Annotated in this window: 10 protein-coding genes; 2 read left to right on the top strand and 8 right to left on the bottom strand. The window is 42.3% G+C overall.

Features of this window, described 5'->3' with window-relative positions; all coding sequences use genetic code 11:
- The first annotated feature begins 164 nt into the window (after positions 1–164).
- Positions 165–1,541, top strand: a complete 1,377-nt coding sequence (locus B1A85_RS06075) for an aldehyde dehydrogenase (RefSeq protein ID WP_104545981.1) — start codon at positions 165–167, stop codon at positions 1,539–1,541.
- 145 nt (positions 1,542–1,686) lie between these two features.
- On the opposite strand, the gene B1A85_RS06070 is transcribed toward B1A85_RS06075, so the two are convergent.
- From B1A85_RS06070 to B1A85_RS06030, 8 genes are all read right to left on the bottom strand, one after another.
- Complete coding sequence (locus B1A85_RS06070) at positions 1,687–2,292, bottom strand: sulfite oxidase-like oxidoreductase (RefSeq protein ID WP_104545980.1); 606 nt, start codon at positions 2,290–2,292, stop codon at positions 1,687–1,689.
- 107 nt (positions 2,293–2,399) lie between these two features.
- Complete coding sequence (gene rpmF / locus B1A85_RS06065) at positions 2,400–2,576, bottom strand: 50S ribosomal protein L32 (RefSeq protein WP_104545979.1); 177 nt, start codon at positions 2,574–2,576, stop codon at positions 2,400–2,402.
- Positions 2,577–2,716: 140 nt separating this feature from the next.
- Positions 2,717–3,628 carry a hypothetical protein gene (locus tag B1A85_RS06060; protein WP_146087139.1) on the bottom strand — a complete coding sequence of 304 codons (912 nt, stop codon included), beginning with the start codon at positions 3,626–3,628 and terminating at the stop codon, positions 2,717–2,719.
- A 193-nt stretch (positions 3,629–3,821) separates the two neighbouring features.
- Positions 3,822–4,841 (bottom strand): aldo/keto reductase, encoded by a 1,020-nt coding sequence (locus tag B1A85_RS06055; RefSeq protein ID WP_104546314.1) that lies wholly within the window; start codon positions 4,839–4,841, stop codon positions 3,822–3,824.
- A 392-nt stretch (positions 4,842–5,233) separates the two neighbouring features.
- The gene (locus tag B1A85_RS06050) at positions 5,234–5,605 is read right to left on the bottom strand and encodes a Mo-dependent nitrogenase C-terminal domain-containing protein (RefSeq protein WP_104545977.1); all 372 of its coding nucleotides are present in this window, start codon (positions 5,603–5,605) and stop codon (positions 5,234–5,236) included.
- Positions 5,606–6,404: 799 nt separating this feature from the next.
- A complete protein-coding gene (locus B1A85_RS06040; RefSeq protein ID WP_104545975.1) occupies positions 6,405–8,168 on the bottom strand; it encodes a ribonuclease J in 1,764 nt (587 codons plus the stop codon).
- Positions 8,169–8,327: 159 nt separating this feature from the next.
- A complete protein-coding gene (gene dapA / locus B1A85_RS06035) occupies positions 8,328–9,212 on the bottom strand; it encodes a 4-hydroxy-tetrahydrodipicolinate synthase (RefSeq protein ID WP_104545974.1) in 885 nt (294 codons plus the stop codon).
- A 49-nt stretch (positions 9,213–9,261) separates the two neighbouring features.
- A complete protein-coding gene (locus B1A85_RS06030) occupies positions 9,262–10,326 on the bottom strand; it encodes an aspartate-semialdehyde dehydrogenase (protein WP_104545973.1) in 1,065 nt (354 codons plus the stop codon).
- Positions 10,327–11,016: 690 nt separating this feature from the next.
- Between B1A85_RS06030 and tig the strand changes: the two genes are divergently transcribed.
- Entirely contained in the window at positions 11,017–12,456 is a 1,440-nt protein-coding gene (gene tig, locus B1A85_RS06025) for a trigger factor (protein ID WP_104545972.1), read from the top strand.
- The last annotated feature ends 204 nt before the right edge of the window (positions 12,457–12,660 follow it).

The following is a 12,660-nucleotide window of genomic DNA, read 5'->3' as shown; positions in this document are numbered from 1 at the left end:
CCCTTTTCGCTAAATTAGAAATTAGAAATTGCACAGAAATTCAAAACTAATTTATTAGAGAACATATAGCTAGCGTAGCAATAGCAAGACACTCAAACATTAAATTACCCTGTAGAATAGTGGTGTTAAGAGATTGTAAAAAAACTTAGGAATCAGGGAAAACAATGCTTGCTGCACTATCTATAAATGATATTATCCGCAAACAACGCGTTTATTTCCAAAATGGAAAAACAAAAGATGTTGAGTTTCGGATTGAACAATTAAAAACTCTAAAACGAGCCATTCAAGAAAATACAGAAGGCATTGTAGATGCGCTAAAAAAAGATTTACGCAAACCGGAGTTAGAAACATATGCTACAGAAATCAGCATTACGCGAGAAATTGATTATGCTTTGAAACATATCAGATCGTGGGTAAAGCCCAAAAAAGTACGTATTCCCCTCGAACAACTTCCTGGAAAGGGATATATTTATCCCGAACCGCTAGGAGTTGTCTTAATTATTGGTCCGTGGAATTATCCGTTTCAGTTAGTTATAGCGCCTTTAATTGGTGCGATCGCCGCAGGTAACTGCGTCATTGTTAAGCCTTCTGAAATTGCGCCAAATACATCAGCAGTTGTTGCACAGATTATTCAGAAATATTTCGACCCAGCTTATATTGCAGTTGTAGAAGGTGGAATTGATATTAGTAAACAATTACTAGCAGAAAAATTCGATCATATCTTTTTTACGGGTGGTACGGCTGTTGGTAGAATTGTCATGGAAGCTGCAGCCAAACATCTCACACCAGTCACTTTAGAACTAGGCGGCAAAAGTCCTTGTATTGTAGATAGCGATATTAATCTCGAACATACCGCGCGGCGAATCGCTTGGGGTAAATTTATCAACGCAGGACAAACGTGTATCGCACCAGACTATCTTTTGGTTCATCGTCAGATTAAACAACAATTGCTTGATAGCTTACAAAAAGTCATCAGAGAATTTTATGGAGAAGAGCCACAACAAAGTTCTGACTATGGCAGAATTATCAACCAAAAACAATTTTCACGTTTAGTAGAATTACTGCGCGATGGAAAAATTGTTACGGGAGGAAGTACAGATTCGCGTGACCTTTATATTGCTCCAACGATTATCGATCAAGTCTCACTGGAAATGCCAGTGATGCAAGAAGAAATTTTTGGTCCAATTTTACCGATTATTGAATACGACGATTTGAGCGAAGCGATCGCAATCATTAACGAAAAACCCAAACCTTTAGCTTTATACTTGTTTTCGCGCAATCGAGATATTCAACAGCGGGTTTTACAAGAAACTTCATCAGGTGGCGCGTGCATTAACGATACCGTTATGCATGTCGGCGTTTCCTCTTTACCGTTTGGTGGTGTTGGAGATAGTGGTATAGGGAAGTACCATGGTAAAGCGAGTTTTGATACCTTCTCGCACGAAAAAAGCGTCCTCAAAAAGTCTTTTTGGCTTGACTTAAAGTGGCGTTACGCGCCTTACGCAGGCAAATTAAACTTAATCAAACGGTTAATTGGTTAGTCAGAGTCAGTACAAACTTCCATAACCCAAATCTGTTGACTATGGCTACAAATAAAGTCCACTTTTGTGGACTTATGCATAAATCTATTACACGTAGTGTGTAAAGGGACGCGCAGTTTGAGTAGCTTTGTGTTATGACAGAAGTTTACAGTCCAAAGAAACCGCTATATCGTTCTTCCGCCCAAGGGTCACCTCGTCGATGATATCCGTTGCGTTCCCAAAAGCCTGACTCTTCGCGATCTAGAAATTCCAAACCATTAATCCATTTAGCACTTTTCCAAGCATAAAGATGCGGAACAACAAGCCGCAAGGGACCGCCATGTTCTGCAGGTAGCGGTTCGCCAAATAGCGTGTGTGCAAAAAAGTTTTCTTCGCGGACAAAGTCTTCTAGGGGAAGATTTGTGGTGTAACCTCCATAGCAGTGTTCCATAACATGAACAGCTTTGGGATCGACTTCAATTAATTTCATAAAGTCTGTCACCTTGACGCCAATCCACTTCACATCAAGTTTGGACCAGCGCGTCACGCAGTGAAAATCAGCAGTAAATTCGTGTTGTGGCAGTGCCATAAAATCGGACATGGTGAATGTGGCAGGTTTTGCTAAGCCCCATACACGAAACCGCCATTCTGCGATATCTATTTTTGGAGTTTGACCGTAGGTTAAGACCGGGAATCCTTTTGTGAGATACTGCCCAGGAGGAACGCGATCGCTTTGTGCGTCTCCTGGTTTTTGAAAAAATTTTCCTAGCATTTGCTTGGGTAGATGACGTTGCTATGGGATATGTCTAATTCCATTTTGAGATAAAACTTTGCAAATGTGCTGTTTGCTATGTGTCTCACTATCCCATTGCTACAAGTCTATTCCTCGTCTTCAGCTTCTTCTTCCTTAGAGGGATAGACAAACGTAGAGCGCCCAGTCAAAATTGATTTACCTAAAGACAATGCTTTTTGCGCTTCCAGTGCTGCTTTACGTCTCCAAGTCGCTCTTCTTTGGTCGCGTTTCGATTTAGATGTTTTCTTCTTAGGAACAGCCATAATAATTACACTGCATTCACAACCTTTCTATTTTAAAGCATGACTCCTAATCTGCAGTGGGTGTTAGCAGAAACCTCTAAATCAAAAAAGTAAAAACATGCAGCCCTGATTCATAATTTGTATTTGATTCGGTAGAGTATTTAGTTTTGGTTATCTTCTGGAACGATGTCAGTTATCTCCGGCACACTCTCTACAGGAAGAGCATCATTAGCAGGTACTGGCGAGAACGTTGGCATATTGGGATTAAGGTTATTTGGGTCGAGCGAGCTACTTGGTGTTGCTAAACCGTCGGTGGGAATTGGATCGGAGATGGCATTGTTATTAGCTGGTAATGTCTCACTAGCATCTGGAACACTAGCTTCACCAGGGATAATAGTGGGTAACTCAGGAGTTGGTGTTTCTACAGGTACGATCGCAGGTGCTTCTATTGCTTCGCCTTCAGGTAACTCCTCAGGTATCATTTCTGGTTTAGAATCTGATTCTCGAATCAGTCGATCGATTTGCTCCATTTCTGCTGTTATTTCAGGAGTCACCGTTGTAGTCGTTTGCTGCTGATTTGTACTTTCTGCAACATTATCAAAGCCCAACAGCATTTTTGCGGTTGAGAAGTATTTCATTTGGTCTTTCGTTTGAGCTTTGCGATGTTGCCATTCGTTACGGCTAATTTCTAACGATAAAACAGGAGCGATCGCACCGTAACTATCAGCGACAATCATGACTGAGACTGCGGGTGTATGTCGATCCTGACTAAAGCGTTGTTTTACCGCATTTATTGCCACACTCTCTGCCCGACTTATTAAACTTTGGTAACTTTCCTGCGGTTGTCTGTTAACCGCCAGATTCATGCGGGCTGGTGCAGCTTGCGTCGTTGAAATCGGTTGCGTTGTCTGCTGAGCGATCGCAGGATAACGACCTAAAACCTCACCTCCTAGTCCAATTAATGCAGCTAATGTCAGAATCCGGCTTACATTCGCAGCAACTTTTTGATACTTTGTCCTGTTGTCGCAGTTAGATCGAGTTTTCTTTGAGGGCTGATGGTAAAAATACATCATTACCGCATCTCCTTAAATAAACACCTGACTCAACAAGCCTAGGGCTTAGCCTTGCCTTGAATGTTAAATTTTGTCGTCAAATATAACTAATTATTTCAGATTTGTCGCGATTTTTCTGAAAAAATCTGTCTTATGTCAGATGAAATTTACTTATATTACGCTATAATTATGTTTTCGCCATCATATCACGCGGTTAACGACGGTATTCATCACCGCAGTCGCCGATCAATTGGTAAAGATTGCGTGACTGCGCGAGGATTGTTTCAATTTGTTCGTAATCCGTCTTATCTAAAGCAAAGCTAAAAACAGCTGCGTTGTCTTCGATATGCTGGGAAATGCTCAGTCTTGCGCCAACAATGACACCAGCGACGGCAGGCTGCTCTAAAACATAACGAACCGCAACATTAGCGATACTAACAGCATGTTTCTCTGCGATCGCCTTGAGCGTTGTGAGTAGTTCCTGAAATAATTGCCACCCGCCCCAAGCATCAATCATGTTTTTGTACTTTCGCAAACTGACGGTATTGAGTTCACCGCCGCGTGGTTCTGGTTTATTTAAGTATTTTTCGGATAAAAACCCGCCACATAGCGAACCATATGCCAATAGTTGTATGTTATGCTGCTGGCAATACGAACTCATACGCACTTGTGGACGACGGTCAATTAAAGAATACTGTACTTGATTTGAGACAATATTGATACCGTTTCGACTAATAATTTCTAGATGTTCGGTATCAAAATTAGTCAAGGCTAGATGCTTGATTTTTCCTTCTTCCTGTAGTTCTGCCATATACTTCAATGCATCTAAGTAGCTGCGATCGCGGTATTCCCACCAGTGAAATTGCAACAGATCGAGCGTTTCAGTATCCATCCGGCGACGCGAGATATCGATATTCTCTGCGACGATTTTTTTTGTCATTCTGCCAGGTCGAGGCACCCATTTTGTAAAAGCTTGTATTTCAGATAAAGCAGTTTTTCCGTATCTGGCTGCTAGTTGTCGTCGAAACTCACCGATAAAATCTTCCGCAGGACCGTAATGATCCGCTAAATCCCAAGTTGTGAAGCCTGCATCTTTGTACTCAAACATATTTTGAATCGCAACTTGAGGATTAATGCGACCATGCGCCCCAGAAACCTGCCACATACCATTCAAAATGCGGCAAATATTTAAATCTTCCGTAAATTGCAGTCTGCTCGATGCGGGTAGAGTCACAATCTGTCGTCCTGAGAATGAGAGGGCAGTTTCCATCGTGCCATAATGTACTGCGGCGATCGCATAATCATCATCTCTGGTAATGGGTAATCATTGCTTAATGAGCAACTACTAATAACCATTCACCAGCCTTAAATTTTTCATTTACTTAGAAAACTAAAAAGTTTGGCATTTTCTGGTTTAGATATCTGCTGTCAACTATAAAAAAAACTCACTGAAACTGTTCATTGACCTCAGTGAGTTTACGAATTTCAGTTTTCGATGACTGGAATTAAGAAAAAGTTGAAAAGAATCAAAGAGTTTCCGCGCTCAAAATTGCGAAATTCAAAAGAGGCTCACTCGTTAGAAGCAGTGATATCAAAACTTAATCTATCAAGCTATAACTCGACTGCTTAACAGTAAGCTGTGATATCTTCTCCACACTCATCGGCTAAGTAGCACAATGCACGAAAGCGCAAACCCACAACTTCTTCATAAAGGGGATTCAGCTTGCACATCGGTGGAATATGAAATGTGCGACCAAACAGTTTTAAATCGCGCTCAAAAGGACACTGTGCAGGAATCAATTTACACAAACGGTGAGCAAATTTGCGATCGCTAACTTTGATCTTATTAATCCATTGACGTAGCGGTTGCAACATATCACATTTATGCTTGTTGCTAGGTTGTAACGGTTGTTGCGGACGATTGGCTGCGGCAATTGCTTGGTCAATTCCTATCCAGCTAGAAAGTAAAATTTTTGTTGTGTAATCAGAGACATTCATCGTTCACTCCTCAAAAACCGCGAGGCAAATTGAACTTCATAATTCAGATCTACAAGACGCTAATCAGCGATATCGGAATAGTCCTGCTCTAAGCTAAGATGCAGGTTCATATTTATTGACGTAATAGATAGAGAAACGTTTCTCCATAACGATCACATTAACTAGAAATATTGATAGTCTGTAAGACCATTCACCCGATCTTGTTAATAATTTGCTCTAGTTAAACATTTAATGAAGTTAAGAAGAGCAATCAGGAAATAATCTTCAGCCAGTGTGTAAATACAGAGAATTGGTCAACATACATAAGTAGAAAGATTGAAGCCAATAAAAGTAGATGCACTCATGCCTAAGAAGGATTTTTTCTTGAGAAGCTTAACTTGCAACTGCAATCATCTTCGCTAATTTGTTTCCAAAGAAAATGGGAAGCATTACTGAACTTTCCTGCAGCACATAAGTGCCTATTTCAGTAGATTCACCACAGTTAAAATGCGACTCATGCCAATAATAAGCATCTATCTTCCATCCTCTAATGCACGCAAGTAGGAAAGATGCTCGCTCGCAGAAGTTGTACTGTTTCCTTTGGAATACTGGCATTCCAGCCCCTCGCTCATGGGGGACTGAGGAGGCTTCTCAACACCTCAAATTTGGGACAATGACGGTGACAATTTTTGTCTAGCATAGTTTAGCGATCTGAGGGTAATGCTTCTGAGCTTTTATACTGTTTTAACTTTTCCCCTCGATCGCTATGATAGCTCAACAAATTGACAATTTAAACTTAATGAGCTGTAATGTAGCTTATTTATGAGGCTACTTGGGTAGCTGTACGGCGGCGGCGTCTACCGTCAGTAACTTTTACTGGTTCGTCAGGAGTCTGTAGTAACAAGGTAATAGACGGTTGACACTGAAGTTCGCGCCGAATTTCGCGATAAAGTTCGCGTTCGAGTTGTCCTTGAAGTCCCAGCCAATCAACTTCAGGTTGTTCCCCGTTAGCTGCTTGTGCAAAGTCCGACCAACGATAGTGTAAGAAGTTTTCGATACGCTCTTGTACCCATTTTTGCAGTAGCGATCGCTCGATTGAGATCGCTACACCTCGTAGGTGAACTTCAGGCTTGGTCATCAATTTTCCATGCCAATCTACAGCTGCGGCGACGGTAACGATTCCTTCTTCAGCAAGCTGCTGACGTTCTTTAAGAACCGTACCACTGACCATTCCAGAACCAGATGTATCGACTAACTCGATTCCTGATGGCACTTTACCTGCAATTTGAATCGAGTCTTGAGAAACTTCGACAACATCGCCGTTACGGATAATTACCATGTTTTCTGGTGGAATTCCCATGCTTTGTGCAGTTTCGGCGTGCTTTACCAGCATTCGGTACTCGCCGTGTACGGGTAGAAAGAACTTCGGTTTTGTCAGTGCTAATATCAGCTTTTGGTCTTCCTGACATCCGTGACCCGAAACATGAATTCCTTTCTCTTTACCATAAATGACTTTGGCTCCCTGCATCATCAGGCGATCTATCGTATTGACAACAGCAATTGTATTGCCTGGAATGGGATTAGCTGAGAAGACAACAGTATCGCCCTCACGGATACGCAGCTGCGAATGTTCGCCTTTCGAAATCCGCGTTAAGGCTGACATTGGTTCGCCTTGAGAGCCTGTGGTGAGAATGAGTACTTGCTCGTCAGGAAGCGATCGCACAACATGCAACGGTTGTAAAAGCTCATCTTCGCATTTGATATAGCCTAAGTTTCGCGCGTGGGCAATCACATTTAACATCGAACGCCCAACGACTGAGACGACACGCTTGTGCTTTTTTGCTAACTCTAAAATCATGCTGATGCGATGTACCGAGGAAGCAAACGTTGTGATTAAAAGTCGTCCTGATGCTTGGCTAAAAATGCGGTCTAAGTTAGGATAAACTGAGCGTTCTGAGGGCGTGTGTCCAGGAACTTCTGCATTGGTCGAGTCGCTAATTAAGCAGAGAACTCCTTTTTCTCCATGTTCTGCAAGGCGGTGTAAATCGAAGAATTCGCCATCTACCGGAGTATGGTCAATTTTGAAGTCTCCTGTATGAACGATCACGCCTACTGGAGTATGAATTGCGACTGTAAAGCTATCAGCAATTGAGTGCGTATTGCGAATAAACTCGACTAAAAAAGAGGAGCCTAGGCGCACAACATCGCGGGGGCGTACGCTTCTTAGTTCAGTATGAGCGCGAACGCCTGCTTCTTCAAGCTTGCCCTCTAGCATTGTCATTGCTAGGCGGGGACCGTAGATTACGGGAATTTCAAATTGCTTGAGGTGAAACGCGATTCCGCCGATATGGTCTTCATGACCGTGCGTCACGATCATACCTTTGATTTTGTGCCGATTTTCTCGCAGATATGTCATGTCTGGCAGCACAATATTGACGCCATGCATTTCATCGGTAGGAAACGCTAGCCCTGCATCTAATAGAATAATTTCATCATCGTATTCAAAAACACAAGTGTTTTTACCAATTTCGTGTAGCCCACCAAGGGGAATAATTTTGACTGCTGATTTTTCTTTGTTGTTCATATTTTTTAAGTTTATGCGTGAGTTTTTCTTAGAAAAGCAATGAGATTTCTGCTATTTAAGTTTTAATAAAGCCTGAGAAAACACAATAAAATTGCATTTTCTAGGTGCCAATATATTTTTTTATCGCACTCAAATATTATTTAGTTTTCAAAGATTAAATCACAAAATACCTATTTCTATAAGTACCTTTTTGATTTTCCGATCCACTTCGCCCACTTCTTCATAAAGCGGTAAGCGTGTTGAACCAACTTCCCATCCTTGAAGTCTGAGCGCTGTTTTTATAGGAATGGGATTTGTTGTAGTAAATAGAGCTTTAAATAGCGGAAAAAGTTTCAAATGAATTTGAGTTGCTGCTTGAATTTGCCCTGAGGTAAAGGCTTGAATCATGCTTTGTAGCTGCGTGCCTACTAAGTGACTCGCAACACTTACTACACCACTACCGCCAACGGATAATAACGGTAATGTCAGGGAATCATCACCTGAGTAGAGTTTAAATTCACTGGGAGTTATCCGGCGAATTTCACTCGCTTGGTCAAGATTACCGCTTGATTCTTTGATCCCTACTATATTTTCTATTTCGGCTAACCGCGCTACTGTGTCAGGATGCACGTTGATACCTGTCCTCCCAGGCACGTTATACAAGATGATTGGTAAGTCAGGACAAGCTTGCGCGATCGCCTTAAAGTGTTGATAGATACCAGCTTGTGGCGGCTTATTGTAGTAAGGAACAATTTGTAAAGATCCATGTACTCCTATTTTAGCGGCTTTTTGCGTTGCAGCGATCGCTTCTTTTGTTGAATTCGACCCTGTACCTGCCATTACCAAAGCTTTTCCCGCTACGGCTGTGAGGATGACTTGAAATAATTCGTACTCTTCATCCCAAGAAAGTGTAGGTGATTCGCCAGTTGTCCCGCAGACGACGATTGTATCTGTCCCATTTTCAGCTAGATACACGGCTAGTTGCTCCGCTACGGCATAATTGACGCTGCCATCTTCCTTAAATGGCGTAATCATCGCGGTTACAACTCGTCCAAAATCTATCACCCTTTGACTCCTCATTCGTAAGCGGTTAGCACCTATGTATTATTCACTATTACCCGCGGTTACTTGTGACTGATAGTTGATTGTCAGACGTTGCTGGCTGTAGCCAGTTTTTTTCGATCAACAGTTCGGCAATCTGTACCGCGTTTAATGCTGCGCCTTTGCGGATTTGGTCGCCACAAAGCCACATTTCCAGCCCGTGGGGATGCGAAATGTCTTGGCGGATGCGCCCAACAAGAACTGGGTCGCGTCCTGTAGCCTCAATTGGCATGGGAAAATGGTTAGCTTGCCAGTCTTCCACAATTTGCACCCCAGGCGCTTTTTGCAAAATTTCTTTAGCTTCTTGAACACTCATGGGTGTTTCAAACTCTAAGTTTATTGCTTCTGAGTGCGCGCGTAAGACGGGAACCCGAACACAAGTTGCTGTAACTCGAATATTTTGGTCATTAAAAATCTTGCGAGTTTCGTTGACCATTTTCATTTCTTCCTCGCAGTATCCCCACTCGTTAAGCGGAGAGTTGTGGGGAAACAAGTTGAACGCCAACGGATAGGGCAAGACCTCAGCGACTGGTGCTTCTCCTTTTAAGATTGCCTGCGCTTGAGTTTTCACTTCTTCCATTGCGCGCGCCCCTGCACCACTTGCCGATTGATATGTCGCTGCTACAATGCGCTGCACGCGTTTAACTTGATGCAACGGCCAAACCGCAACGGTCATGAGAATCGTTGTACAGTTGGGATTAGCAATGATTCCTTGATGACTAGCAGCCGCTTGAGGATTAACTTCGGGAACGACTAGAGGAACGTGTGGTTCCATGCGAAACGCGCTGGAATTATCAATAACAACCGCACCCGCCGCAACGGCTTTTGCTGCCCATGTTTTGGAAGTAGAACCGCCTGCGGATGCCAAAACGATGTCTACGTTGTCAAACGCGCGATCGCTAACTGCTTCTACAACAATGCGTTCTCCTTGAAACTGCAAACTCTTACCTGCACTGCGAGGAGATGCTAAAAGCTTTAAACTCTCTATGGGAAAGTTTCTACTCGCTAATAAATCTAGAAGCTCTGCACCAACAGCGCCCGTCGCGCCTAAAATGGCAACACGATATGATTTTGACAAATGACCTCCTTGTCCTGCTTATTTAGTTAACTTATCTTTATCAAGAGTGGTATACACTTTTTCTAATTTTAGGTTTATACTTTATCAGTTTTTGTTGGAGTTATTAGTTTTCCCAACCAACAATAAAAAAATTACTATGTATCGGAAAATTTTATTTATCTTTAAGCGAGTTAGCAGTAGATAGCATACCTTTCTTATCTTAAACTAATTTTAACAATCTAAATAATAACTCTATAGTTGTAAGATTTTACAAGAAAGATAAGCATCGTCCTCCGAGGAAAAGTTACTAACAGAGGTATACAATTTCAGCGCATTTTTCCTCAAATATCCAGATAACCGAATATTTTTGGTAGGTTCTACACAAATATGGTATCAAGAAGCTTGCTGATGGCTCATGTCATCATAACTGCACTGCATAGTTATGACAACTAGGATAACCGCTACCTGCTTGAACCGCAGCCAATAAAGGCTAGACAATGCGTTGCCATCTAAGTGGCAAACTAGAACTAGAGTACTATTTCGTCGTTTATATCAAAGAGTAATGTAGCTTCCTATATACTCTGTGCAGATACTTCTTAGTAGACACTAAGCTTAAAGATAAAATGGGTTAATGCTCAGGTGCTAATAACGAGTAGCCATTGATTAAGAATTGCTTGAGTAGTCAAAACTGTTTGGAAACATAAGCGCAACATGAAAGTCACCCAGGAAAAACTTCCCGCTAGTCAAATTGGTTTAAGTATTGAAATTCCCGCTGAAAAGTCTCAGCAGACCTATGACCAGGTTATTCAGAAACTTACGCGCACCATGAATGTTCCTGGGTTTCGCAAAGGTAAAGTACCGCGCCAAATCCTATTGCAACGTTTAGGTGCCGTACAAGTTAAAGCAGCTGCCTTAGAAGAACTGATTCAAACTGGAATTACAGAAGCGATCGAGCAAGAAGCTATACAAGCGATCGGTCAACCACAACTACGCTCGTCGTTTGAAGAATTGATCGCTCAATACGAGCCTGGCAAAGCCTTGCACTTTTTGGCAGCGGTTGACGTACAACCCGAGGTCAACCTAACTCAATACACCGGCTTACAAGTAAAAGCCGAGGAAGTCAAATATAAGCCTGAAAAAGTTGACCAGCTCATTGCAGAACAACAAAGTGAAATGGCGACTCTGATTCCTGTGGAAGGACGTGCTGCAGCGCTAGGAGACGTCGCAATAGTAGATTTCAAAGGCTATTTAGCTCAAGAAGGCGAAGAAGAACCGCAAGCGATCGCGGGTGCATCAGCTGACGATTTTCAATTGGAACTGCAACAAGAACGCTTTATCCCTGGCTTTATCGATGGCATTGTCGGAATGCAGCCGGGGGAGACTAAAGAAGTTGCAGCGCAGTTTCCTGAAGATTATCCTCAGCCAGATGTTGCCGGACGTGCAGCAGTTTTTACTGTGACATTAAAAGAGCTGAAAGAAAAAGAGTTACCAGAACTTAATGACGATTTTGCGCAAGAAGTGAGCGAGTTTCAAACTTTGAATGAATTGCGCAGTTCTTTAGAGGAGCGCTTTAGAGCAGAAGCTGAGCGACAAACTAAAGCAAATAAAGAAAAGGCGCTCATCGATGAGCTAGTTAAACATTTAGAAGTAGATCTACCCGAAACACTCATCGAAAAAGAAGTCAATGCCATGCTGACACAAGCAGCCGTGCAGTTGAGCCAACAAGGAATTGATGTTAAAAAATTGTTTACGCAAGAGAGTGTTGCTAAGTTAAGAGAAAACTCCCGTCCAGAAGCAATTGAGCGGCTTAGAAGCGCGCTAGCACTTCAGGAAGTCGCTCGACGCGAGTCGATAACAGTCGAAAACTCTGAAGTGGAAGCGAAAGCAAAAGAAATCTTAGCGCAGTACTCGAATGAAGATATCGACGTTAAAAGATTGCGTGAAGTTGTAGAAGAAGACTTGCTGCGAGAAAAAATTACGCGCTGGCTAGAAGAACACAACACAATCGAATTGCTACCAGAAGGCTCGTTAAGTGCTTCTGAAGCTGAAGCGTCAACTGAAGATGAACCTGTAGCAGCAACTACTACTGATGTTGCAGCAAGCGATCGCCCAGCTTCAACTGACTCAACGGAAGAAATTGAGGCATCGTGAGCGTTGCGGCTTTCAGATGACTTAAAGAAATTTTACTGAATGCTTAGACAACAGTGACTCGCATTGGTAGAGCTTGGGTAAGACAATAAATTTTGCTAAGCAAGAAATATCTTGCCTAAGCTGCGCGCGCAACGGCGCTCTTACTGCTATCTTTAGAAACAGAGAAATAATGCACTTTATCGAAGTATATTGTTTCTTCAAGTT

Source organism: Chroococcidiopsis sp. TS-821 (assembly GCF_002939305.1).
Classification (GTDB): Bacteria; Cyanobacteriota; Cyanobacteriia; order Cyanobacteriales; family Chroococcidiopsidaceae; genus Chroogloeocystis.
This window is presented reverse-complemented; position numbering and strand designations above follow the sequence as displayed.

What these genes read in the sequence shown, in the direction of transcription:
- rpmF (WP_104545979.1), bottom strand. Translation starts at nt 2,576, where the DNA reads ATGGCTGTTCCTAAGAAGAAAACATCTAAATCGAAACGCGACCAAAGA.
- B1A85_RS06040 (WP_104545975.1), bottom strand. Translation starts at nt 8,168, where the DNA reads ATGAACAACAAAGAAAAATCAGCAGTCAAAATTATTCCCCTTGGTGGG.
- tig (WP_104545972.1), top strand. Translation starts at nt 11,017, where the DNA reads ATGAAAGTCACCCAGGAAAAACTTCCCGCTAGTCAAATTGGTTTAAGT.
- B1A85_RS06060 (WP_146087139.1), bottom strand. Translation starts at nt 3,628, where the DNA reads ATGATGTATTTTTACCATCAGCCCTCAAAGAAAACTCGATCTAACTGC.
- B1A85_RS06075 (WP_104545981.1), top strand. Translation starts at nt 165, where the DNA reads ATGCTTGCTGCACTATCTATAAATGATATTATCCGCAAACAACGCGTT.
- B1A85_RS06070 (WP_104545980.1), bottom strand. Translation starts at nt 2,292, where the DNA reads ATGCTAGGAAAATTTTTTCAAAAACCAGGAGACGCACAAAGCGATCGC.
- B1A85_RS06050 (WP_104545977.1), bottom strand. Translation starts at nt 5,605, where the DNA reads ATGAATGTCTCTGATTACACAACAAAAATTTTACTTTCTAGCTGGATA.